Raw genomic sequence first — 24,446 nt, 5'->3', positions numbered from 1 at the left:
ACGCCAAGGCGAAATTGATATCTTCTTCTACCTTTCACATTATCACAAAACAATGATCTTTAAAACTGTTACCCTTCCTAAGCAAAACTATCATCTATATGAATGAAATAATAAGTCATGCTTGGCGTATAGGCCGTTGAATCTTCATAAAAATATGATCGATTAATACTATCTGAAGTATGTGCGTTAACGTATGGAATACCATTTTGAATACTCGTCACAATTACAGAATGGTCAATCCTTCCATCACCTTGGAAATCATAAAAAATGACATCGCCAAGATCTAATTCCTCAGCAGATTCTACACGCCTACCCTTCAACCCAGTTGTAGAGCCTTCCAAATACCATCTAAGGGAATGTGCCACCGACCAGCTAAAGCTCCAATTTCCATGTTGAAGCCACCAACCTCTCCCTCTGTTTGGAGCACCTCGCATTGGTGCTCCTCCAGCAAGTAAGCATTGAGAAATATAGTTCGTACAATCAACAGTAAAATTCGGAAATGCTGGATTACGCCTGTTCCACCACAAATTCGCATATTGTACAGCGGCCTGTCTGTTATACATTTTTGCCACACTTCCCCTCCTTATGTTCATCATATGTACAAAGAGGTGCTTCTATTAGTTAGGTCCATATGCGCAAAACTGTAGAATGTGGTCTTTTTTGGTAGTATCTTTTTAATTTTAAGATTGTTTTTGCTACAATAAGGGTAAAAGAAATATAGATTTATTATTTTATGACTGGAAGGGATGTTGAAAGTGAAGCAGCATGCTGAGAAAGAAATTATACAGCCTACTCTTTTATGCGATAAAAAAGGTAATTTAAATCCAGCTGCCATCGGATTTGCACGTAAGCCCCTTATAAACTGCAATTTAAGTGGCCATCTCCTGCGCAAAAAGAAATGGAATTATTGGTGTGTCTACGGAGATGAGATTATTTTCTCTGCAACTGTTAGTCATCTAGACTATGCCGCAGTCTGCTTCGTCTATTTCCTTGAATATGAAACACAGCGTTATTTTGAAAAAACAATTACAGTTCCATTGGGCGGAAAGTTAAAAATGCCTACGCAAGTGCTAGATTCAGTATCATTCAAAAATAGTGAAATGATGATTGATATGACTTATTTACAAAATGAAACACATTTATCAGTTTCGATCCCAGACTTCGATGGAGATGTTTTACGTGCGAAGCTTGTCATTCAGCATCCACCTACAGATGAGTCATTGAATGTAGTCATTCCTTGGAATCGTAAAACATTCCAATTTACAGGCAAGCATCATATACTTCCTACTTCTGGAGTTGTAACAATTGGTACTCGTCGCTTTACATTTTCACCTGAAGAAAACTTTTCTGTACTAGAATATAGCCGTGGTGTTTGGCCGCGTGAGTCAACATGGAATTGGGGAATGGCCTCACAGCGAGTTCGAGGTAGACGAATTGGACTCAATTTAGGTGGTAAATGGACAGACGGAACTGGAATGACCGAAAATGCAGTTTTTGTTGAAGGTAAAATGACAAAAATACATGAAGATGTACTATTCAATTATAATCAAGAGGATTTAATGCAACGATGGAAAATCAAAACAAAATTCTCTAACCAAGTTTCATTAACTTTCTCCCCGTTTTTCGAGCGTGTATCCGTCACTAAGGCCGGTCTTGTAAAATCTGAAGTACATCAAATGTTTGGCTACTACGACGGCACCGTATTACTAGACAATGGCGAAACACTTGTAATCAAGCAAATGCTAGGCAGCATAGAAGAAAACCGAGTGAAATGGTAAGTGTAGGAAATATTTTACTATTGATGATGAGTTATATAAGGATTTAACGCACTGTTATTCTCGCACCCTCAGCGCGTTAAATCCGATAAAGTTGATGAATAGTGTTTATTTGTGGGTTTTGCGGTTTTGCTCGGCGGTTTCGTGAGGCTATCCGGCGGTTTGGCGGGGCTATCCACGATTTTGGTGGGGCTATCCACGACTTTGGCGGGGCTATCCACGACTTTGGCGGTTCTATCCACGATTTTGGTGGGGCTATCCACGATTTTGACGGTTCTATCCACGACTTTGGCGGGGCTATCCACGATTTTGACGGTTCTATCCGTCGCTCTGACTTCTTTCCATCACTTTTACAGTTCTTTCCATCGCTTTACCGGCCCTATCCGCCGCTTTAGCGGGACTATCCATCATTTTGACGGTTCTATCCACGATTTTGGCGGGGCTATCCACGACTTTGACGGTTCTATCCACGACTTTGGCGGGGCTATCCACGATTTTGATGGTTTTATCCACGACTTTGGCGGGGCTATCCACGACTTTGGTGGGGCTATCCGTCGCTTTAACCTTTCTATCCGTCACTCCGACTCTTCTTTCCGTCGCTCTGACCTTTCTATCCGTCGTTTCGGCTCTTCTTTCCGTCGCTCTGATTTCTATCCGTCGCTTCGGCTCTTCTTTCCGTCGCTCTGACCTTTCTATCCGTCGCTTCGGCTCTTCTTTCCGTCGCTCTGATTTCTATCCGTCGCTTCGGCTCTTCTTTCCGTCGCTCTGACCTTTCTATCCGTCGCTTCGGCTCTTCTTTCCGTCGCTCTGATTTCTTTCCGTCGCTTCGACCCTTCTTTCCGTCGCTTTGACCTTTCTATCCGTCGTTTCGGCTCTTCTTTCCGTCGCTCTGATTTCTATCCGTCGCTTCGGCTCTTCTTTCCGTCGCTCTGATTTCTTTCCGTCGCTTTGCCCGCCCTATCCGCCGCTTTAGCGGGACTATCCACTACTATGACCTTTCTATCCATCGCTTTGCCAGTTCTATCCGTCACTCCGGCTCTTCTTTCCGTCGCTCTGACTCTTCTTTCCTTCGCTTTGCCGGGACTATCCACGACTTTAACGGTTCTATCCACGATTCCGGCGGTCCTATCCGTCGCTCTGACTTCTATCCGTCACTTTGACAGTTCTTTCCGCCGCTTTGCCGGGTCTTTCCGTCGCTTTGACCTTTATATCCGTCACTTCGACTCTTCTTTCCGTCGCTTTGCCGGGACTATCCATCACTTTGACGGTTCTTTCCACGACTTTGACGGTCCTATCCACGATTTTGGCTGTTCTATCCACGATTATGACGGTCCTATCCGTCGCTCTGACTTCTTTTCGTCACTTTGACAGTTCTTTCCACCGCTTTGCCGGCCCTATCCGCCGCTTTAGCGGGACTATCCACTACTATGACCTTTCTATCCATCGCTTTGCCAGTTCTATCCGTCACTCCGGCTCTTCTTTCCGTCGCTCTGACTCTTCTTTCCTTCGCTTTGCCGGGACTATCCACGACTTTAACGGTTCTATCCACGATTCCGGCGGTCCTATCCACGACTTTGCCGGTCCTATCCACGATTATGATGGTCCTATCCACGATTATGACGTTTCTATCTACGACTCCGACTCTTCTATCCATCGCTTTGCCAGTTCTATCCGTCACTCTGGCTCTTCTATCCGCCACTCTGACTACTATCCGTCACTCCGACTCTTCTTTCCTTCGCTTTGCCAGTTCTACCCGCCACTCTAACCTCTTCCCTTCCAATTAAACAGTCAATGCCGTTACTATCTTCTCCGGGTCATCTGTAAATAGTCCCTGTACACCGAGCTGCTGCAGTTGCTTTGCGTCTTCGACATCATTGACTGTATATACACGTACAATAGCTCCTTCATTAAGAGCTTCTTTAACTGATTTCCGAAATGCTGTGGGTAAGCTGACATGTATAGCATTTGCTGGGATTTGAGCTGTGTAGCCGTTAAAATCAACTAAAATTTCTGCAAATAGGGCTGCTTTTTCGATATATGGTGCCCTTTGTGAGACGATTTGAATCGATTCATGGTTAAAGGAGGAAATAATCACTCTCTCTGTCATTTGGTATGCGGCAACTTCTTTAATAACAAGCGCTTCTATTCCATTATACGGAAATATATCTGTTTTTAGTTCAATATTAATGCGATGATTTGTACCTGCGAACAGCTCTAATATGTCACCTAGAGTTGGAATGCTTTCGTCCTCAAATTCAGAAGAAAACCATGAACCAAAATCAAATGCACGAAGTTCTTGTAGCGTGTAATCCTTTACGTAGCCAGAACCGTTAGATGTGCGATCAATCATTTCATCGTGAATAACGACTAACTCCCTGTCCGCTGTTAAATGAACATCTAGTTCAATCCCGGTAATCGGAAGCTTTGATGCAGCTACAAAAGCAGCAATAGTATTTTCAGGGTAATGTGCAGAAACGCCTCTATGGGCAAAAATATTCAAATTTGATAACCTCCTATTTCGCTCCCCCCTTAACAGATTGCTGGGGGCCATTTTTCTCTTTTCCCTAATTAAACCTAATACAATTTCACTTGATGGTAAATATTATATATAGTAGTATGATAATCTACTTGAAAATGTAAGTACTTAGGAGGTGCTAAAAAAATGACTGCACAACATCCAGATTTTCAGGCTGAAGTGGAACGGCTAACTTACACCAAAAATTACATGCAGCAAATTTTAAATGAATCGCAAAGCGGTTTGCAATCTGCTCAGGAAAATATTCGTAAGTCGATGGCAGATCTTGATTATTTAGATTCAAGTTTGGGTTACTTAAATATCTTAGCAAATGCTCGATTTTTTGAAATGGCTCGAAACCAAAAAGAAGGCTTACAGGCTGTTCAACAAAAGCCATACTTTGCCCGAATTCATTTTCAAAAGACTGGAGATCCTGAAGAATTTCTTTATATCGGTAAAACCTCTTTGTTTCATCGAGAAACCCACGAACCTATTATAGTCGATTGGCGTTCACCAGTAGCAAACGTCTATTATGATGGTCGCCTTGGGGATATGGAATATGATGTTCGCGGAGAGATCAATAAGGGACATTTATTTGCCAAGCGACAATATAAAATAGAAAATGGTGAATTGCTCGATATACGGGATATTGATTTAACAACAAACGATGAATTACTGCAAGAAGCATTAGCTGGGAAAGCAGATGTGCGTTTGACAGAAATCGTCTCCACCATCCAAAAGGAGCAAAACGAAATTATACGAGCACATCTTCGTCAGCCTATCATCGTACAGGGGGCTGCTGGTAGTGGAAAAACAACAATTGCCCTACACCGAATATCTTACTTCCTCTACACAATGGGCGAGCATTTTAATCCTGAGCAGCTCATGATTTTAGCACCGAATAAGTTATTTATCGATTATATTGGCGACGTTTTACCAGAGCTCGGTGTCGATAAAATTTGCCAAACAACCTTTACTGATTATGTTCTAGCTGCGACTAAGCTAAAGCTGAAACTTCAAAACCCTAATGAGCAATTAGAATCTCTTGTTGCAGGAGGACCCCAACAGTCAATTTCCTGGATATCTGAAATGAAGGGCTCTCTTTATTACCGAGATGTAATAGAACGATACGTCCTAAAAATCGAGCAGGAAATTGCTAACCAGTTTGAGGATGTTCTTATTGAGAAATATTGTATTATGCGTGCCTCTCATTTAAAGAAGCTATTTTTATATGAATTTTCTTATATGCCAATTGAAAAACGACTAGCTCATATTAAAAAGGTGCTAGCAAGCCATGTCCGTCAAAAGAAACAGGCTATTTTAAATATGCTCCATAAAAAATATGATGAAGCGCTTGGGAAAGCATTAAATGGAATTCGTGATGATGACAAACGTCGTCGCATTGTTACTAAGTTTATTGACGAACGTGATGAACGTATTCCTGCTATTGAGAAAGAGGCTAAATCCACAGTATCTGTTTATATGCGTCGCTTTGCTAAACATAATATTAAAACTCTCTATCGCACCCTTCTAACAAATGCTGAGCTTTTAGCAGAGCTTGCACCAGAGTGGCATCATCTTGAGCAACAGCAATTTTTACAAGTACATGTTAAAGAACGATGGGTGCTTGAAGATTTAGCTGCACTTTATTATTTACAAGCACGTTTAAAAGGAATTCCAGACGAATGGAAAATGCGGGTTGTCTTCATCGATGAAGTACAAGACTATAGTTTATTTCAGCTTGCTGCTTTAAAAACAGGACTTGAAACGGATATGTTTACAATGGTTGGTGATTTAGCACAAGGCATTCACAGCTATCGATCTCTTACTGCTTGGGAGCCCGTACAAAATCTATTTCCTCGAGCAAGCTTCAGAACACTTCAAAAAAGCTATCGAACAACAATTGAAATTATGGAGGTAGCGAACAAGGTTTTAGCACAAATGGATGAACAGCTTCCATTAGTTGAGCCCGTGGTTCGTCACGGCAATGCACCAACCTTTATACAGGCACAATCTTTTAATGCTCAACAAATAAAAGAAATTTTTGAAGCCATTCGTGCCAACGGACATCATTCCATTGCTTTAATTTGTAAAACTACTGCAGAAGCAAAATCTATGCAGCAAGAATTAATAAACAATAAGATTGCTGCTCAACTCCTAACTGAAAATGAGTCCATCAATCAGGAATTACTGCTCGTTGTTCCGAGTCATTTAGCTAAAGGCCTTGAATTTGATGCGGTCATCGTAGCTGCCTTCGATGTCCCTTTCTACGATACGAAAATTGATCGAAAGCTACTTTATGTGGCACTCACTCGAGCAATGCATGAGCTATACTTAGTTGGCCCAACAAAAAATACTTTTCTATTAGAAAATGAATAAAAAAGTCGCTACTTTCACGGCGACTTTTTTTAATAGAATTATCAATTCCGAGGTGGTAAACGGTAAAACTTTCCTCTGGATAAATACGCTTTAACAACCTTCCACCACGAACGAGGTGCTTCCTTTGGAGGAGACTTTTTTTTAGGCAGTGCCGGCATACGCATGATAACGACTCCTTTCATAGGCTTACTGATACTATATGAAGATAGTTACAAATTTATGATAAAAAGGTTCATCATCACGTGGGGCTGATTTCCGTTTCGACTAAGTGCTTCATCTGTTATCCATCCTCAACATTACCTATTTTACCACAAAATTACATATAAAATAATATGGTAGATTTAGATGCCATTCCACCTAAGATAATATACTGACTATAAGGATTTAAAGCGTTCGCCATTAAAACACAAAAGATGGAATAGAAACTCCATTTCACTCCATCTTTTTAAACAACTTAAATTGACTCCGACTTTATTAGGCGTTTTAAATTGAATATTAAGAGGTGGAACATGAAAAAAAAGTTGATTTTTTATAGTTTGTTTTTTATCGTCATGCTGCTTATTCTATCTTTTTATCAAAAATATCCTTTGGTTGAAGCATTAATGCATGCATTTATATTTACATCTGTTTGTATAGTTGTGCATCTATTGTCAGAGAAAATAAAGTGAATTTCCAATCATCCAAAAATACCCTAATTAATCACAGCATAACGGTATCTTTCACAAAATCCCATGCTATTGAGGTTTGCATCTTTATAACAGCCTATAATGGTGTAACCTTCCTTCACTTTTTCAGCCGGCACTTCCACTGTTGGAAGAATGTTAACCCAACTGATAAAGTAAACATTGGAAATTTAACGGCGCGTAGTTCTAAAATTGGGTTATCGATTTTAATTGACGAATGAATAACAATATAACTCCGTACAAAAGATCGAATGTACTATAATATTGTCATGTGTAGAGTAAAAGGAAAAAATCATTTTCAATTATTGTATGGTTAATTTACTGAATAGGAGAAGTGTAGATGAAAAGTAACGAGAAGCAGTTGGATTTACGTATTAGACGTACATATAAATTATTGTGGGAAGCTTTATTTGAATTAATGACGGAATCAAAACAGAAATATAGTACCATTACTATTAACCAAATTTGTGATCGTGCAATGGTACATCGAACAACATTTTATCAACATTTTGAGGATAAAAATGCATTATTGACATTTGGGTTTGAACAATATGAAGAAGAAGCTTCGATAATACCACTTTTTGATCGATTAACGAAGCCATTTCAAGTGATAGAAAAATTCTTACATCATAAAGAGGTTGGTAAAATTTTAGAGTCGCAAATGGATGATGAACAATTTATTTACTTTATGAACTATCAAACTCGTGAAATGAAGAAACAGGAAAATGAAGAGTTTCTTCGAATTTGTAAAGATTCAACGATACCAGCTGACTTAATTTTCGAATTTCACTCCGGTGTCATCACAACGTTAAGTACATGGTGGTTACAAAATAGAAATGACGTTTCAGCAAAAGAAATGGATAGATACTTTCATGCAATGATCAATCAAGATACTTTTCAATTTGAAAAGAAATAAATAAAGACGTTTTTGGTGCAGGAAATTGATGAGATTTCAATATGTTTGGATGATATGCCTTTAATATTCACCTCTTCGAAAGAGACAAGTTGACTGATATGAGTCACAATCTTACAATAGATCCCTTTCTTTTCACAATAGCCACTATGAGGGATCATCACCATAATGTGTGGTTGCGACTGGGCACTTTCCTAGGGGCTTCCGATGAGCAACTATGAGCAAAATTTCTCTAATATTTACATACTATTGATACGTTCTACATATTTTTATTTGTTTGAATATTAAACAGCTGAATCTCCACCGACAACAATTCTTCTAAATCTCCTGGAAATTCCCCTAAAAAAAACACGCATTTTGAAAAGTTTAATCAAAATGCGTGTTCAATCTATTTTCACCTTTTACAATGATACGGATCTATTGTGACGCTAATCCACAAGAAGTTAAATGACAATACAAAATGTAAACTCTTCTAATTTTCATTGTGTAAGAGCTGAGTGGCTTTTACTTTCTTTTTCTCTCCTTTTAAGAAAAACGATACAACGAGGGCAACAATTATAAAGACTAAACCAAGCGTAAATGCCCCTTGGAAGCCGGATGTTAAACCATTTAAATTTTCAACTGGATCCATTGGATTTGCCGAGTTTTCCATATAGTTAGCTGTGCCTGTTGTCATTTTTGCTATAAATATAGCTGTTCCAATTGCGCCAGCTACTTGTGATAACGTATTAAAGATCGCTGTACCGTGTGGATAAAGCTCGGGTGTCAATTGATTTAAACCATATGTTTGTACGGTCATGACAAACATGAGTCCAACCATTAATACGCTGTGCATCAAGATAATTTGTGTTAATGTTGTTTCTGCGTTAATGCCACTGAATAACCACATTGCAACGGCAACTAGCCCAATACCTGGGATAATAATAATTTTCGGCCCTAATTTATCAAATAATTTACCTGCAACCGGTCCCATAATGCCGCTAATAATACTTCCTGGTAGCATGATGAGCCCTGATTTAAAGGCTGTCACAAGTAAAACCGTTTGTAAAAACATCGGTAATAATGTCATCGTTGAGAACAGGGACATCATGACGATGAATATTAACCCAACTGATAAAGTAAACATTGGAAATTTAAACGCGCGTAGTTCTAAAATTGGATTATCTATTTTTAATTGACGAACAACAAAAATGGCTAACGCTATAACCCCAATCATTAAAGTGACATAAACTTTAGGATCTGACCATCCTAAATCACCTGAAGAACTAAAGCTATACACAATACCACCGAAACCTACTGTCGATAGAACAATAGATATATAATCCACTTTTGGTCGTGTTAACTCTGAGACGTTTTGAAGATACTTAATTCCAATTAAGATGGCAATGATGACTACAGGAATAACAAAGTAGAATAACCAGCGCCAACCAAGTGAATCAACGATAACTCCGGATAAGGTAGGACCAATTGCTGGAGCAGACATCATAACAAGTCCGATTAAGCCCATTGTGGCACCACGTTTTTCAGGTGGACAAATAATTAAAATCGTATTCATTAGTAACGGCGATATTAATCCAGTAGCGATTGCTTGGACAATACGACCGATTAATAAAACGCTAAACGTCGGAGCAACCCCAGCAATCAATGTACCGACTAAAAATGTAATCATGGCGGTTAAAAACATTTGTCTTGTTGTGAGCCATTGTTGAAGTAATGCTGTGATCGGCACTAAAACGCCAACAACTAACATGTAGGCCGTAGAAAGCCATTGAATGGTTGAAGCTGTTACATCAAACTCTCTCATTAGTACAGTTAATGCATTACCAAGTAATGTTTCGTTTAAAAGCGCGACCATTGCACCTAACATTAATGCAATTATTATTGGCTTATGTCTAATAGTAGAAAGATCAACTTTGCTACTTGTAGAACTTGTAGTCGTCATATTCATTTATTAACTTTCCTCCTGCTGTCTTGATTATTAATACATGTGTATACAAAAGAACACAAGTCATATAATATACACGTATAGATTAAAAGAGAAGAATCAATTTTCGACAGTTGTACAATTAAACTACAGAATAGGAGAAGTGTAGATGAAAAGTAATGAGAGGCAGCTGGATTTACGTATTAGACGTACCCATAAACTATTGTCGGAAGCTTTATTTGAATTAATGACGCAATCAAAACAGAAATATAGTTCCATTACTATTAATCAAATTTGTGATCGTGCGATGGTTCATCGAACAACATTCTATCAACACTTTGAGGATAAAAATGCATTATTGGCATTTGGATTTAAACAAGTTCAAGAGGAAGTTTCGATAGCACCACTTTCAGATCGATTAACGAAGCCATTTCAAGTGATGGAACAATTCTTACATCATAAAGAGCTTGGTAAGATTTTAGAGTCTCAAATGGATGATGAGCAATTTATTAACTTTATAACTTATCAAACTCGTGAAATGAAGATACAGGAAGATGAAGAATTACTTCGAATCTCTAACAATCATACGATACCATTCGATTTAATTATCGAATATCACTCAGGTGTCATTACAACGTTAAGTACATGGTGGTTACAAAATAGAAATGACGTTTCAGCAAAAGAAATGGATCAATACTTTCATGCAATGATCAATCAAGATATTTTTCTATTTGAAAAGGAATAAAATTGGATTATCTCCATAACGTGTGGTTGATTTCCGCTCCGACTGGACGCTTTGTTGCTGTCGCTTCGCTTTCGCACAGAAAAACATTTGTTGTTGCTGTCGCTTCGCTTTCGCACAGATAAAACATTTGTTGCTGTCGCTTCACTTTCGCACAGATAAAACATTTGTTGTTGCTGTCGCTTCGCTTTCGCACAGATAAAACATTTGCTGACGCCTCGCTTTCGCACAGAGCAAAGCTTCCTGGGGGGCGATGAGCCGCTTGGGACAACTATCTTCATTCATTAGATAGCGCCTTTGTAACCAACATCGTATGTTTTTGCGCAAAAAACATCTGTTGGTATACGTTTTAACAAATGTCATCCACAACTCTTGGTAAGGGCGTTTAGACTTTATATACGTGTTTTAGAACATTTTTTTGCTAACCAAAAAGAGATGTATCAAATGAATGATACATCTCTCTTAGTGGTAATATTTTGTATTCAAACGCTCAGTATATGAGAACTTTCTTTGGCGTAGATCATCCATCTTTTAATTAATTTGGTTGATCACATGCATGCCAATTGAATAAACGAACTGCCATTTTTCGCATCGCTCATGGTAAAATTCGAATCACACATCAAATGACCCTGTTCAGTTTAAAATCATCTACCTTCTGCTATCGATTCGGCGGTACATTCTGTAGTTCCCACTTTATCACTCCTGCATAAGCGTCAGCCTTAGCGGTTCCTGCTCTCACTTCTAAATAAAGTCCGTCCTCGCTCGTTTCCCATGTATCAGAAATATTGACTACTTCACTGTTTTTTGTTTCCTTTTGATAAATCTGTACAGAAGCATCTTCAGTCAGAGGGGAAACATTCCCACGATATCGGTATTGTAAGCCTTCTAATCTAGACCCTGTCTCCGTGGTTAGCTGCTTATCTAGTTTTGCTGTCATCGTCCACGAAGGGTTGCTCGACAGTGGACGACTATCTTTTACTGTTAAAGGCGTATCCACTTTGATTGGACGATACGTTTTATTTCTTGGCGAAATCTTAAGTTCTCCTCCAAAGTCGATTTCTTGAGGCGCAGAATTAAACTTCAAAACGCCAATAATGGGTATTTCCACTTTATTTGATGTTTGACTGACTCCATCACCCGTACTGTATTGCCCTGATGCTGTCGCTTGAGCTTTAACAACTTCTCCTTCTGCCGCATCTTCTTTCACTTTAGCATTATAAGTAACTTTTACTTCCGTAGAACGCGGCAAGTCAGTAGGGAGCATTACTACAATCCCATTTGGTGATTCGATATATGTTGCTTCCTTGATTTCTTGTCCAGTTCCATCGATTATTTTAAGGTCTGTTGACTGTTCAATTTGTGTACCCTGTTCTTGAATAATCCTAAAAAACTGACCGTATGTGCCTTTATCTTCAGAGATATAGCCGGATTTTACCGAAATCTCATAGCGTAAGGTTTCACCTGGCGCGATCTCTTTTAACTCTTTGCCATCTTTATCAAGTACTTGATTTGTAATCGTTAATGTTGGGCGGATTTTTATTTTTCTATTAGGAGATTCCAGTTCATCATCGTCCACCACATATACAGTAATATCGTGATCTAAACCCTTTTTCACTTGATCCATCGGAATCGTATATTCCCAGTCATTATCTTCCCCTGGATATAGTGAAAATAGCATTTTGGCTTTATTAGGAGCCCCACCGTCTACCTCATAATATAGATAAGCAAAATCACCTTCTTTATCTTTCCATGTTCCTGAAATACGATAACCATCATCTGTATATCCATGGTTATTGTCTAATTGAATCTCTGGCGCAATATCTAATTTCTCAGTTACTGCAACCTCAAGATTCGCCTCTCTGATAGAGCCAGGCTTTAGTTCATCTGGGTCCCATCTTAATGCCCAACCTGGGTGCCATGTGTAGTTATACATAGTATAAGGAACAATATCTTTAATCCCCGACGAACTCATTGCAGGAAAAAACTCACTACTAAATGGGTAGTTTGACGGTTCATTATCATTTGGTCTAAACTGAGTTGGATGATTTGCATAGCCATCACGGAAGAAATAAAGAACATAATTTCTTCCATCCCTAATGTTTAAACTATCCTCTTTGCCCTTCCAATGCTCATTAAAATAGAATCCTCGGTCATTTCCTAACGAATACATCCTACTATCCGTATGCCGATGCCCAATATCCATATGGGCAGAATAAGCAAAATTTGTGAATTTATATTTAGCGCTTAATTTCAAATATTTCATACTTACATTAATACGTCCTTTTTTATTCACAGCACTCATTTTAATTTTTATATAGCCATCTAAGTAGTTACCATTAATGACAGCTGCATAAGCAATTAATTCCTGTTTCGTTTCATTTTTAAATAGCTTTAACATAGGCATAGCTTGAGATTGAAAAAAGGGTCGCGCGTCTGGATGAGGCCCGTGCGCAATCACTAGCCCACTCCCTAATGGATTAGTCGAAGGTCTCCCGCCATTATAAAAGTACGTCATGATACTACTATGATCATCATTTTTGGTTCCTAATGCTAGCATTACTTGGAAAATATTTGCGTGTACATACTTTTTACTTACTAAACTTTCAAGTGTTGTATTCTTATCAGGCAATGGACGATTCCAGTCATCATAATACCTATTTATATAAGAGTCCCCTACTCCCAACGAGTCTTTAGACCGTGCATTATTAATGTCTCCGAAATACATGTAATACTCTCTCTCGTTCTCTCCTTTTACCGTGAATGGAAGCCCCTTATTTGTTTCCATTTGTGTAAATCCATCTAATTCATTCGGGGAATCCAATCCAAGGTCGACAAAATTAATATCGCCGATTTTACCAACATCTCTTAGTAGCATTCCTTCACTTTGTAAAATAGCTCTTTTACATTTAGGTGCTTGCTGTTTCTCGCCTTTCGCTGCTAGCTCTTCTTCATCGTTAGACCCTAGTTGCTTCTCGCCTTCAGCTGCTAGCTCTTCTTCATCGTTAGACTCTAGCTGCTTCTCGCCTTCAGCTGCTAGCTCTTTTTCATTATTAGACTCTAGCTGCTCTTCACCTTCAGCTGCTAGCTCTTTTTCATTATTAGACTCTAGCTGCTCCTCACCTTCAGCTGCTAGCTTTTCTTCATTGTTAGACTCTAGTTGCTTCTCACCTTCAGCTGCTAGCTCTTTTTCATTATTAGGCTCTAGATGCCCCTCACCTTCAGCTGCTAGCTCTTTTTCATTATTAGACTCTAGCTGCTCTTCACCTTCAATAGCTAGCTCCTCTTCAAGGTAAAAACCTTCCTCACATTCAATTTCCGGATTTTCTTTACCGTAAGGCTCTTTTTGTTCCTCACAATCTATTTCTGGATTTTCTTTACTGTCAGACTCTAGCTGTTTCTCACCTTCAGTTGCCAGATTTTCTTTACTCTCAGACTCTGACTGACTCTCACATGCATTTGCTAGATTTTCTTCATTTTCAGATTCTGGTTGTTCCTCTCCTTCAGTTGCTGAATTTCCATCACTTTCAGATTCTGGCTGTTCCTCTCCTTCAGTTGCTGAGTTTTCCTCGCTCCCAGGCTCTGACTGTTCCTCACATTGAGTTGATTGATTTTCTTCGCTGTCAGTCACTAGCTGTTCCTCACATTCGATTTCCGGCTCTGTAGGATCAGCAACAGACATTTCCGCCACTGAAACATTCAGCTCAGAGAAGACTAGAAGAATGACCAACATCGAAATTAATATTTTCCTCATTCTTTCTTTTCACCGACCTTTTTATATAATTTCATTCCATTATTACCCTCAATAATGGAATGAATAATAACTAAAACAATGAAGTGTATCGTGTATCGATCACTTTGCGTACCTTCCCATTTCTTCAAATTAATTTCTCTTTTTAATTTTTAACAAGTGACCCATCTCATTTTTTATTGATTCACTTGTTAAAAAAACCAATCGCAATAAAACGGTTGTCTATAAGCAATTAGCTTCAACCGATAATCGCCTCTATCCTGCATCTCAAAAACTTAAGATTGGGCATAATTTCTCCAAAATAAAAAGTTAGCAAAGTAAACGATAAGAAAACAAGAGATAATCCGAAGCTACTTACAGTACAAAGGCGTATTTTTTATCAATTCATTATTCATTTCTTATTGCTTTTTCTGCTTCTTCCTACTATAAATAATGAATGACAGTAACCCTACCACTAGCAAACTTAGCAACCCTACCATATAAGCTAGATAATTCGGACCTTCAATCGATACATCTGTTGCATTGAATTTCTGCGCTTCTTCACCTTTAATGGCAAAGTCTTTCTCAAATTCCCATGATTCTTTGCTAGACTTAGCCTTTAAATGTAATGTATATTCTCCAGTTTTGAATTTTTCCCCATTCAATTCAATCGGATAATCAAAGTTGGAATTCGGCGCCACTTGCATGTCTTGTTTATTCGATTCGTAGAGCACTTCTGTTTTCCCTTTTTTCGTAACTTCTGCCTCCACTTCAAAACGGTTTAAATACGTTGCCGTTGGATTTTGAAGCGTCGCATTAATGACATTGCGTGCATTCACTTGGCCCGCTTTAACATCGTGTAATTGTAAATCTTGTTGCACTTCTTCATCCGTCTCTTGTAGGGTAATTCCTACTACATATGCATATTTATTTTCAATACTTAAACCTTTATTTGTTTCCTCCGTAGTTGCCGATGTTTTTTTCTCTTCTAACGTAATACCGCCTGCTAAAATACCATCAAATTCCTCTTCAGGCATCGTTACATTTAGATATAGATCTTTACTCCCTTTAGCCGGAACCTTAATCTCTTTTTCTGTTGTAATTAAATCCCCTAACTCATAAGGCAATGTAGAATCACGTTCAGCGTTTGTAGGGCCATACTCTACAACACCATTAAGGTTTGTTGTAGCTGAATGAATTTTAGGCTCAATAACGACATCATCTTCCGTATCATTTTTTAATTGAATCGTTAATGTCTGCTTTTGGTTCGGCACCATCTTTAAATTGAAATAAGATTGTTGTTTATCAATTTGGTTATCTGGAATAACGGTATATACACCAAAATTAAATTCAGATGCAGAAGCAAATGGTGTAAACCACACTAGACTTACCATTAATATTCCAATTAAGGTCAATAACGTATTTTTTCTCATAATTTCTACCATCCTTACTGTCTAAAAGAATCTTCTAAGTTATTAATTATGGTAAAAACCCGCTATATTCTCCTCTAGCAATGGAGCAACAGAAATGTCGCGAAGGCGTGGTGCTCCTATTGCTTTATTGTCAATAGAATTAGTAGGAGTTCACACGGGTTTTTACCTGTATATAAACATATTGCAATGAAACGATAGGATCCTATTTTTTATGATAGTCCCCCATCATGATTATGTTTATTTTGTTTCTGTTTCTTTTCCAGGTACGTCCGTAAGTGTCCAAGTTAATGATGTAGAATATTTTTCTGCATATTTTGTAGTTGCACCTGGGACATTAAGTTCAATACTATTTCCTCCTGTATTGTTATCACCAAATGCTAAAACGTAAGTACCAGAACCTTCGTTTACTTTAGCGGTCATAATATTTTCAGCTACACCATTTCCATCTGGCTTTAAACTAAATTTAGATTTGGAAATAGATGGTTTTGGAGATGCAGAAGCAGTATTCACCTGTGCATTCTTAAAAGTAATTTCAGCTCCATCTAATATCTTACCTTTCACGGACTTGAATTGACCGTTTTGCTTCACTTGCAGTGACCAACCTGCATCTGTCCCACGAGTATCTGAAACTTGAACATAGTTCGGACCGGGTCCACGATCTCCTTTAAATAGTTGTGCTTTTGCTTTGTAAATTTGAGTAGTAGAAGTAATTTTTTGCATACCAAAGTCTAAGCTAGAAGCATAGTCAATACTTAATGGACCAGGTGTTCCTGGGTCTACTGGCTTGTCTGGATCAGTTGGATCTACAGGAATTACCGGATCCGGGTTTTCTGGGTTAGTTGGATCTACTGGCGGTGTTATGATGCCTTCAGATGCTTCAAATTGGATAATTGTTTTAGATGTATATACGCCGCCAGGTTTTTTGCCTTCCTCTGCAAAGGCAGTTGCGCTCCCTCCTAATACGAAACTTGTTAGCATTGTTGCTGCAACGCCTAGCGCTTTTAAATTACTATTAATTTTCATTTTTCATCATCCTTTTTTATTATTTGTTACTTGGAGCATCCGTTAAGCTCCATGTTAATTTTGTACTGTATTTAACGGCATCTTTTTTTGCGTTTTCCCTGGAATAGTAAGGGTAATTGCTTTATTTTTTTGAACTTTCTCTCTCGGTCATCAGTCATCTCTTCTACTGTCCCCCAAAGGTTTACTCAAAGAACAGCCCTTTCAGTTAGCTTTGCTGACATGACAAGTGACCCATCTTCATTTGGATCTAATGTAATTACTTCAGCAGCTGTTGGCGGTGTCACTTCTGTTTTACCTGCGGCAGTTGGCTTCACAAGTTTGATTTGGGAGCCTGTTAGTTCTTTATGTTGTGTTATCGCATTAGAAAACTGGTCTTCTTGTTTAACAGTCCGCATTTATTCCACACTTATCTGAGATTTGGACGTAGTTTGGTACATACCTATTTTTATTCTCCTCAGAACGCAACTCTTGTCCTTCGCTCATTAAGTCATATTTTTATTTGAAATTTCATGAACATCAAAATCAAGGTTTGATGCGTATTCAATGCTTAGAGGACCACCAGTTCCTGGGTTAAACGAATCTACTGGATCCACTTGCTTCTCTGGATCAGTATTTTTTAGGTCTACTGGACTTTGCGGATCTGAATTCGGAATAAATTCCACCGTTACATTTGATTAGTGACTCCTTTGCCATTTGCTGAAGAAAATGATGGTGAGATAACCATCCCACTTAGTACCACGGCGATTGCTGCAACTTGGTATTGTCTTGTTATTCATAGGTTAACCTCCCCTCTCATTTGTATTTTTTATATTTACGTATCAGACAAAATACTGATACGGTAAATAACACTCCTAAAATTCCAAAAAGATATATCTCTCGTTTTGTGGATTCTTACAACAATAAGATCGAATTTTAACTATCTTTTCATTTTATGTAATATTATTACAATTATTGAGCAAAAAAGGGCATCCTGCTCATAGTTAAAATCATCAGCTCGTTCCATCGTTTGTATTTTATTTATTATTAACGAATCAGATAAATTGCTGATACGGTAAATAACACACTCCTAAATTATTATTCCTAAATAAGATGCATATCCCGTTTGTGGATTTTTTCTAAGTCTTCAAACAATGCTATCCCTTCTGAATCAGGTAAAAAGAAGTACGTAAAATAGCACTACCATTACCACAAATACAAGATTGTTTACTTTTTACACTTAATATATACCTCAAACTGAACTTCTTTAAACATATTTTTTCTCTTTTATGTTTATTTTTACTTTTCACCTTTTACAGTTAGCAAGTGTAACGCATTTTACAAAATAATAAAAATCAATTTTTATTGCTTTTCTTGCATAATTTGATAATAGTGAATTTGAAATTAATAAGTTTATAAATTAGATTATTTATAAACGAGTATTGTTGAAAACATTGGATCTTGTGTAATGACATGACCTCAGGATTAAATAGAACTATTATTCAACTTTTATATAAAATTATGGCTCATCAACAAAAGTTGTGGATGATGTATATAAGTTGACCTTCGTTAGGGCTGGGCGACTCCTTTGGGATCAGCGTCACAGATGAGACCCTGCCGCGAGTGAAGCGGCTCATCGGACGCCCCCAGGAAGCTTTGCTCTGTGCGAAAGCTTAGCGATAGCAACAACAAATGTTTTCTGTGCGAAAGCGAAGCGTCAGCAACAAAGCGCCCAGTCGGAACGGAAATCAACCACACGTTTTGGTGATGAGCTAAAATTTTCCCATTTAAGAAACGAAAAAAGGACATCCTTTTATCGGACATCCTTTTATCTCTTAACAATTATTGGCTTATTAAGCGTAAAACCTTCCAGGAAAAGATGCAAATCAATCTTTGCTTACTTTTGAACATATTTTGATAAACTGTTTATTGCATCATCACGACTATTTTTTTCAACCTTATATTCCGGGTTCGCATGATGTTTCCTTGGAATTGACGTTGAAAGAAAAACTTATCTATCCTTTTATGTAGTTCGTCTATCTCCATCAGGAAATTTTCTGCTTCTGCTGGACACAAAAAAGTGAGGAGCGATGCATAAAAGCACACTCCTCACTCTTCACTCTTCACTTATTGTTTTACGAAATAATCTATTTGCTGAGCTTTCATAAAGCCTGCCTTCTCATAAACAGAAAGCGCCTTTCTATTGTCGATTTCTACATCCAGCATGACGAATTTCGCACCAATTTTGCTCGCATAATCCTTAGAAAACGAAAGCATCGCAGTACCAATCCCTTGCCCCTCACAATTTGGATGAACTGCCAATGCTGTGACCCATTGAATTTCATTCTCCTGAGCAGTCGTCACTGTTCCAACAATTTTTCCGGCTTTACGTGCTACCCATAGTTTTCTTCCAGTCGTTGACGTATTAAAAGCGATTAGCTCCTCAGACTCTTCAGGTAGATCTCCAAATGCTGCACTATAGATGGCAATCAGCTCTGCCTGTTCACCTGCATAAGGAATAATTTCGATATCATCCTTTAATTCTACTGACTCTGCTCTTGTTTCTAAAGTTGCCTCTGAAAAGCTATATGTAAAGCCCTTCTTTTCAATAAATGTGTGTCCAAAAGGTGAGCCATCTATCACTACCGCCAATTGCCCTTCTGCGCCACGCTCATTAAGGCCGGCTTGTAAAACCTCAACTAAAGCGGTTCCAATTCCCATTTGACGGTATGTAGGTGTGACAACTAAAGACCATTCATATGTATGAAGGCCCATTAAATCTATTGCACTTGCTGCGCCAACTAACATATCTTTGTCGTCTTCATAAGCAAGTACCATAAAGCCCTTCGATTCAAAGGAACTCGCCATAGGTAAACTCATAGCAGTTTCATATACACGATAGTCATGTGTAGTCGCTTCTTCACATAATAATTTTAATTCATTTAATGTTTCCCCATCTAACGGAAAAGACACTGTAATCACCGAAATATTCATTCTTTACTCCGTTCTTGTATCAGACTATTGCCCTATTTTAGCAAGAAATAAAATAAGCTGGCAACAAAATATAATTGTAACTTCTAATAATCAGCAATTTCACTTTAAATAACAGAAAAGTCAAACAGATTTTTACTACTGTCCATCTATAAAATGACTAAAACTAACTAGAAACTATAGATCCATATAATTAGATTTACATTTTATTTATCGTCAACAAATGCCTTTATTTTATAATCAATTATGGCTCATCTAGTGTGGGGGGCGTACAATCAACTTTTTTACTAGACAAACTACACTTCTGATTTTTAGGTTTTATTCTCAATTATACCATTTTAATGGTAAATTACATGAAAATTCGGAAATATATTTGAGCTTAGAAGAAAACTGATTGAGTCGTTTTTTGGGTAGAAAATTAAGTTGTTCCGATAAACGCTCAAATTGTCAAAAAAGCAGCTCACTGTGTGTGAACTGCTACGAAAAGGTAGTTCAAGAGATTGTTTTTCGATAAATGCTCAAATAGTTTCGATAAAACGAGATAAAGTCTCGATAAACGTTCAAATAGTTTCGATAAAACGCCATTTTGTTTCGATAAATCTTCAAAGTATCCCTACTCATCAAGATGATGAGATGAAGATTGTAGCATCTGTGCATAAATGCCACCTGATTCAATTAACTCTTGTTGTGGGCCCACTTCGACTAACTCACCTTTGTGCATAACAAGCACAATATCGGCATTGTGCACTGTATTTAAGCGGTGAGCAATAACAAAGCTTGTGCGTCCCTGCATTAACATCTCTAGAGCCTCTTGAATCGACAGCTCCGTCACAGTATCAATGCTACTAGTCGCCTCATCCAACAACAAAATTTTCGGGTCTGCAATCAATGCTCGTGCAATGGACAGTAACTGCTTTTGACCTTGCGAGATTTCACGACCATCTGCTGCAAGTATTGTGTCATAGCCATCCTTTAGCTTCATAATAAAGTCATGTGCATTTGCACGCTTTGCCGCTTCTTCTATTTCTTCATCACTAGCATCTAATCGACCATAACGAATATTTTCACGTACAGATGCTTCAAATAAAAACGGATCCTGTAACACAAAGGCCATTTGCGAGCGCAATGCTTGTCGTTCTATTTGCTGAACGTTCACGCCATCAAATAAAACCTCACCCTTTGTTACCTCATAAAATCTTGCAATCAGCTGTAAGATCGTTGTTTTCCCCGCTCCAGTTGCTCCAACTAGAGCTACCGTCTGTCCAGGCTCTACATTAAAATTAACGTCCTTTAAAGTGTAAGCTTCCTCTTCTTGCTCATATTTAAAGTGCACATGTTGAAAGCTCACTTGTCCTAATAGTTTATGCTTTTGTGCTGAAGCAGCTTCCTCTTCAGGCTGTTCATCCAGTAACGCAAATACACGCTCAGCACCAGCAATTGCTGACAGTACTGTATTAAATTGATTGGCCAAATCATTTAATGGTCGTGTAAATTGCCTTGCGTATTCTGTGAAAATAACAATGACTCCGATCGACACATGACCATAAAGAGCAAGTACGCCTCCAATACCAGCAACAATTGTAAAGCTCATATTGTTTAAAAAGTTCATGACCTTTGGAATATATCCCGAGTATGTCTGTGCCCAAAAGCCGGTTCTTTTTAATCGTAAACTTTTTTCGCGAAACTCCTCTTTCATTCGTTCCTCTTGTGAGAAAGCCTTCACAATTCGCTGGCCCGAAATCGTTTCTTCAATCATGCCATTCAGTGCCCCTATGGCCGCTTGCTGCTCTTTAAATAATGGTGCTGTTCTCCGTGTGACCCAACGCATTGCCCAAAACATAATCGGTATAATTGTCATCGTTAATACTGTTAGTAAAGGACTTAAGCTTAACATGATGATCACTGTTCCTGTAAGCGTTAATACACTAGAAAACACTTGGATAAAGGAACTATTTAATGTTGAGCTAACTGCTTCAATATCGTTCGTCATTCGACTCATTAATTCTCCGTGCTGACGACGATCGAAAAAAGTTATCGGCAGTCTTTGGAAATGGGCAAATACACTCGTTCGCAATCTATAAATTGTTTGCTGAGCGATACCGATCATCCAATAGTTTTGTAAAAATAATGCTACTGCTAATAGCGCATAAATGCCGATTAACAGCATAATTCCGTTACCTAGACCTGTAAGCTTTCCGTGCATCACATACATGTCAATCATTTTACCGATTAAATATGGCCCAAGGAGAGCTAATATGGAGCTCACCGTGACAAGTAACAGCACAACGATTAATAGTACACGTTGTTCATCAACAATTTTCCATAAACGCAACAGTGTACTTTTCCAATCTGTCGCACGAGGTCCCTTCTTTTTCTTAACAGCCTGCTTCACATCATCTTTCGTCAAAATCGGTTCATAGTCAAAAGGTTTTTGGAAAAATCCCATTATTCCTCCACCTCCTGTTGGGAAATTGCGATTTTTTCATAGAGCACTGAAGTTTGCAATAGCTCTTCATGTGTCCCATATGCGACCACTTTTCCTGCATCAATGAGTAAGATTCGATCCGCACCTTTTGCTGTACGAATTTTTTGAGTGACTACTAGCATTGTTGCTTGTTCTTCACTCAATGCCTCCCATAATGCCTGCTCCGTTTTCACATCAAGCGCACTTGTACTATCATCGAGCATTAATATATGCCCTTTTCTTAATAACGCTCTAGCAATAGATAATCTTTGTTTTTGACCACCAGAAAGATTGACACCCTTCTGACCGACCCTTGTCTCGTATCCGTTCGGGAAATCCTCCACAGAAGCATGGATTTGCGCTTGCATTGTCGCCTGTAGCACTGCATCCATTTCAGCCTCTGTATCGCCCCAACGAACATTATCAGCAATGCTTCCCGTAAATAATAGAGACTGTTGTGGAACATAGCCGATGATTTCGCGCAGTTCTTGTAAATCCCATTGCTGTACATCTTTCCCCTCTACTACTATTTTGCCTTCTGTGACATCGTAGAAGCGTGGAATAAGCTGTAGCAACGTTGATTTCCCTGCACCTGTTGCCCCCATAATGGCTAACTTTTCACCAGATTTCACTCGGAAGCTGACATCGGATAGTACAGGCAAGTCTCCCCCAGGATAAGTAAAACTAACATGCTCGAAAGCTAGTTCGCCAAAATTCAAGTCATTAGATGTTTTCTCTGAGGATGACGGTAGCTCAATCTCATTCTCAGTCGAAAGGACCTCTGCCATACGCTCTGCTGAGGCTTTTGCACGCGCATAAAAAATAATAATAAAGGCAAACATCGAAAACGATCCTGTCATGCGCATTGCATAATTGACAATAGCCACAACATCTCCAAGTGGTGTTGTACCTGAAGCTATTTGCTTTGTCCCAAACCACAGCACTGCAAGTAAGCTCATATTCATGATGAATAACAGTACTGGCATAATGTACTCCATTGTGCGAAGAGCCTTTACTGTATCAATTTTTAAACGTGAGGCGACCTCATCGAAACGCGACGCTTCATAAGCACCACGTAAATAAGCCTTCACCAATCGAATTGCCTGTAAATTTTCCTGTAAAACTCGATTTAAGCGGTCTATTCTCTTCTGCACAAGTCCAAAATAAGACACACCTTTTACCACCATAAAAACAAGAAAAATGAGGATAATTGGTGCACCAATAACTAAAAACAACGCTAGCTTTGCATTCACAACAAAAGCCATCACAATGCTACCAACTACGGCAAGTGGTGCCCGAAGCATGATACGCAAACTCATAAATAACACCGTCTGTACTTGTGTCACATCATTCGTTAACCTTGTAATAAGGGAAGCCGTTGAGAATTTTTGATACGTAGTTAAAGTAAAGGATTGTATTTTTTCAAACAGTGCATTCCGTAAATCATAGGAAAAGCTTTGTGCTGTATGCGATGAAAAATATGAATTCACGACACCAGCTATAAAGGCTACGAAGGATAAGGCAAGTAAAACAGCCCCCCATTGCAAAATCATCCCCTGGTTTTGAGCTCGCACTCCATCATCTATGATTTTAGCCATTATAAGTGGCTGAGCAAGCTCGACAAATAATTCCAACAACATCAAACCTAACGCAATAAATGCAGTCCATTTATAAGGCTTTACATAGGAAAAAATTTGTTTCACACTATTCCCCCTTGTCCTAGTAAAAAATCAATTTCGCCTTGGCGTAATTGTAGCTGACGCTTCGCTTTCGCACAGAAAACATTTGTTGCTGTCGCTTTGCTTTCGTACAGAAAACATTTGTTGCTGTCGCTACCGACAAACAATACGTTCGGAGGCATTATCTTCATTTGAATGAAGATGTTCTCTATAATTCAAAGA

21 protein-coding genes and 1 pseudogene are annotated in these 24,446 nt (G+C 38.5%); 9 read left to right on the top strand and 13 right to left on the bottom strand.

Features of this window, described 5'->3' with window-relative positions; genetic code table 11:
• Positions 1 to 77: 77 nt before the first annotated feature.
• On the bottom strand, positions 78 to 572 hold the full coding sequence (locus QUF91_RS02730; protein ID WP_285396653.1) for an amidase domain-containing protein: 495 nt from the start codon (positions 570 to 572) through the stop codon (positions 78 to 80).
• A gap of 183 nt (positions 573 to 755) precedes the next feature.
• Between QUF91_RS02730 and QUF91_RS02725 the strand changes: the two genes are divergently transcribed.
• The 6 genes from QUF91_RS02725 to QUF91_RS02700 all read left to right on the top strand — a co-directional run bounded on the left by QUF91_RS02725 (position 756) and on the right by QUF91_RS02700 (position 3,540).
• Complete coding sequence (locus QUF91_RS02725) at positions 756 to 1,778, top strand: DUF2804 domain-containing protein (protein WP_285396655.1); 1,023 nt, start codon at positions 756 to 758, stop codon at positions 1,776 to 1,778.
• Positions 1,779 to 1,879: 101 nt separating this feature from the next.
• Entirely contained in the window at positions 1,880 to 2,170 is a 291-nt protein-coding gene (locus QUF91_RS02720) for a hypothetical protein (RefSeq protein WP_289416767.1), read from the top strand.
• Between the two features lie 17 nt (positions 2,171 to 2,187).
• Positions 2,188 to 2,544, top strand: coding sequence for a hypothetical protein (locus QUF91_RS02715; RefSeq protein WP_289416766.1), 357 nt, complete (start codon positions 2,188 to 2,190; stop codon positions 2,542 to 2,544).
• 78 nt (positions 2,545 to 2,622) lie between these two features.
• Positions 2,623 to 2,748: a hypothetical protein gene (locus QUF91_RS02710; RefSeq protein ID WP_289416765.1), complete on the top strand. Its 126-nt coding sequence runs from the start codon at positions 2,623 to 2,625 to the stop codon at positions 2,746 to 2,748.
• A gap of 17 nt (positions 2,749 to 2,765) precedes the next feature.
• Positions 2,766 to 3,143, top strand: a complete 378-nt coding sequence (locus QUF91_RS02705) for a hypothetical protein (RefSeq protein ID WP_289416764.1) — start codon at positions 2,766 to 2,768, stop codon at positions 3,141 to 3,143.
• Positions 3,037 to 3,540: a hypothetical protein gene (locus QUF91_RS02700; protein WP_289416763.1), complete on the top strand. Its 504-nt coding sequence runs from the start codon at positions 3,037 to 3,039 to the stop codon at positions 3,538 to 3,540. The genes QUF91_RS02705 and QUF91_RS02700 overlap by 107 nt, the downstream gene beginning before the upstream one ends.
• 15 nt (positions 3,541 to 3,555) lie before the next feature.
• Here the strand turns inward: QUF91_RS02700 and QUF91_RS02695 are convergent, their stop codons facing one another.
• Positions 3,556 to 4,275: a glycerophosphodiester phosphodiesterase gene (locus tag QUF91_RS02695; RefSeq protein ID WP_289416762.1), complete on the bottom strand. Its 720-nt coding sequence runs from the start codon at positions 4,273 to 4,275 to the stop codon at positions 3,556 to 3,558.
• A 162-nt stretch (positions 4,276 to 4,437) separates the two neighbouring features.
• Between QUF91_RS02695 and helD the strand changes: the two genes are divergently transcribed.
• A complete protein-coding gene (gene helD, locus QUF91_RS02690) occupies positions 4,438 to 6,669 on the top strand; it encodes an RNA polymerase recycling motor HelD (RefSeq protein ID WP_289416761.1) in 2,232 nt (743 codons plus the stop codon).
• 1,023 nt (positions 6,670 to 7,692) lie between these two features.
• Positions 7,693 to 8,268 (top strand): TetR/AcrR family transcriptional regulator, encoded by a 576-nt coding sequence (locus QUF91_RS02685; protein WP_289416760.1) that lies wholly within the window; start codon positions 7,693 to 7,695, stop codon positions 8,266 to 8,268.
• Positions 8,269 to 8,737: 469 nt separating this feature from the next.
• Here the strand turns inward: QUF91_RS02685 and QUF91_RS02680 are convergent, their stop codons facing one another.
• Positions 8,738 to 10,213 (bottom strand): MDR family MFS transporter, encoded by a 1,476-nt coding sequence (locus QUF91_RS02680; RefSeq protein ID WP_289416759.1) that lies wholly within the window; start codon positions 10,211 to 10,213, stop codon positions 8,738 to 8,740.
• 145 nt (positions 10,214 to 10,358) lie between these two features.
• Between QUF91_RS02680 and QUF91_RS02675 the strand changes: the two genes are divergently transcribed.
• Positions 10,359 to 10,934, top strand: a complete 576-nt coding sequence (locus tag QUF91_RS02675) for a TetR/AcrR family transcriptional regulator (RefSeq protein WP_289416758.1) — start codon at positions 10,359 to 10,361, stop codon at positions 10,932 to 10,934.
• Positions 10,935 to 10,941: 7 nt separating this feature from the next.
• On the opposite strand, the gene QUF91_RS02670 is transcribed toward QUF91_RS02675, so the two are convergent.
• From QUF91_RS02670 to QUF91_RS02620, 10 genes and pseudogenes are all read right to left on the bottom strand, one after another.
• On the bottom strand, positions 10,942 to 11,202 hold the full coding sequence (locus QUF91_RS02670; RefSeq protein WP_289416757.1) for a hypothetical protein: 261 nt from the start codon (positions 11,200 to 11,202) through the stop codon (positions 10,942 to 10,944).
• A 387-nt stretch (positions 11,203 to 11,589) separates the two neighbouring features.
• The gene (locus tag QUF91_RS02665) at positions 11,590 to 14,682 is read right to left on the bottom strand and encodes a hypothetical protein (protein WP_289416756.1); all 3,093 of its coding nucleotides are present in this window, start codon (positions 14,680 to 14,682) and stop codon (positions 11,590 to 11,592) included.
• Complete coding sequence (locus tag QUF91_RS02660) at positions 14,679 to 14,810, bottom strand: hypothetical protein (RefSeq protein ID WP_289416755.1); 132 nt, start codon at positions 14,808 to 14,810, stop codon at positions 14,679 to 14,681. Before QUF91_RS02660 ends, QUF91_RS02665 begins: the two co-directional genes overlap by 4 nt.
• Before the next feature lie 267 nt (positions 14,811 to 15,077).
• A complete protein-coding gene (locus QUF91_RS02655) occupies positions 15,078 to 16,091 on the bottom strand; it encodes a WxLIP family cell surface protein (protein WP_289416754.1) in 1,014 nt (337 codons plus the stop codon).
• Positions 16,092 to 16,328: 237 nt separating this feature from the next.
• Complete coding sequence (locus QUF91_RS02650; protein WP_289416753.1) at positions 16,329 to 17,114, bottom strand: WxL domain-containing protein; 786 nt, start codon at positions 17,112 to 17,114, stop codon at positions 16,329 to 16,331.
• Positions 17,115 to 17,299: 185 nt separating this feature from the next.
• A pseudogene (locus QUF91_RS28260) lies at positions 17,300 to 17,776 on the bottom strand (WxL domain-containing protein).
• A 1,441-nt stretch (positions 17,777 to 19,217) separates the two neighbouring features.
• Positions 19,218 to 20,084 carry a GNAT family N-acetyltransferase gene (locus QUF91_RS02635; RefSeq protein WP_289416750.1) on the bottom strand — a complete coding sequence of 289 codons (867 nt, stop codon included), beginning with the start codon at positions 20,082 to 20,084 and terminating at the stop codon, positions 19,218 to 19,220.
• 610 nt (positions 20,085 to 20,694) lie between these two features.
• Complete coding sequence (locus tag QUF91_RS02630) at positions 20,695 to 22,527, bottom strand: ABC transporter ATP-binding protein (RefSeq protein ID WP_289416749.1); 1,833 nt, start codon at positions 22,525 to 22,527, stop codon at positions 20,695 to 20,697.
• Positions 22,527 to 24,248: an ABC transporter ATP-binding protein gene (locus QUF91_RS02625; RefSeq protein ID WP_289416748.1), complete on the bottom strand. Its 1,722-nt coding sequence runs from the start codon at positions 24,246 to 24,248 to the stop codon at positions 22,527 to 22,529. The genes QUF91_RS02630 and QUF91_RS02625 overlap by 1 nt, the downstream gene beginning before the upstream one ends.
• On the bottom strand, positions 24,245 to 24,415 hold the full coding sequence (locus QUF91_RS02620; RefSeq protein ID WP_289416747.1) for a hypothetical protein: 171 nt from the start codon (positions 24,413 to 24,415) through the stop codon (positions 24,245 to 24,247). The genes QUF91_RS02625 and QUF91_RS02620 overlap by 4 nt, the downstream gene beginning before the upstream one ends.
• Positions 24,416 to 24,446 lie beyond the last annotated feature (31 nt).

It is taken from the genome of Lysinibacillus sp. G4S2, from assembly GCF_030348505.1.
Classification (GTDB): domain Bacteria; phylum Bacillota; class Bacilli; order Bacillales_A; family Planococcaceae; genus Lysinibacillus.
Note: the sequence above shows the minus strand (reverse complement) of the source record. Positions and strands in the feature narration are given on the sequence as shown.

Bases quoted from the DNA above. Each gene is read 5' to 3' on its own strand.
- QUF91_RS02665 (WP_289416756.1), bottom strand. From the start codon at position 14,682: ATGAGGAAAATATTAATTTCGATGTTGGTCATTCTTCTAGTCTTCTCT.
- QUF91_RS02680 (WP_289416759.1), bottom strand. From the start codon at position 10,213: ATGAATATGACGACTACAAGTTCTACAAGTAGCAAAGTTGATCTTTCT.
- helD (WP_289416761.1), top strand. From the start codon at position 4,438: ATGACTGCACAACATCCAGATTTTCAGGCTGAAGTGGAACGGCTAACT.
- QUF91_RS02705 (WP_289416764.1), top strand. From the start codon at position 2,766: ATGACCTTTCTATCCATCGCTTTGCCAGTTCTATCCGTCACTCCGGCT.
- QUF91_RS02675 (WP_289416758.1), top strand. From the start codon at position 10,359: ATGAAAAGTAATGAGAGGCAGCTGGATTTACGTATTAGACGTACCCAT.
- QUF91_RS02685 (WP_289416760.1), top strand. From the start codon at position 7,693: ATGAAAAGTAACGAGAAGCAGTTGGATTTACGTATTAGACGTACATAT.
- QUF91_RS02650 (WP_289416753.1), bottom strand. From the start codon at position 17,114: ATGAAAATTAATAGTAATTTAAAAGCGCTAGGCGTTGCAGCAACAATG.
- QUF91_RS02620 (WP_289416747.1), bottom strand. From the start codon at position 24,415: ATGAAGATAATGCCTCCGAACGTATTGTTTGTCGGTAGCGACAGCAAC.
- QUF91_RS02635 (WP_289416750.1), bottom strand. From the start codon at position 20,084: ATGAATATTTCGGTGATTACAGTGTCTTTTCCGTTAGATGGGGAAACA.
- QUF91_RS02655 (WP_289416754.1), bottom strand. From the start codon at position 16,091: ATGAGAAAAAATACGTTATTGACCTTAATTGGAATATTAATGGTAAGT.
- QUF91_RS02630 (WP_289416749.1), bottom strand. From the start codon at position 22,527: ATGGGATTTTTCCAAAAACCTTTTGACTATGAACCGATTTTGACGAAA.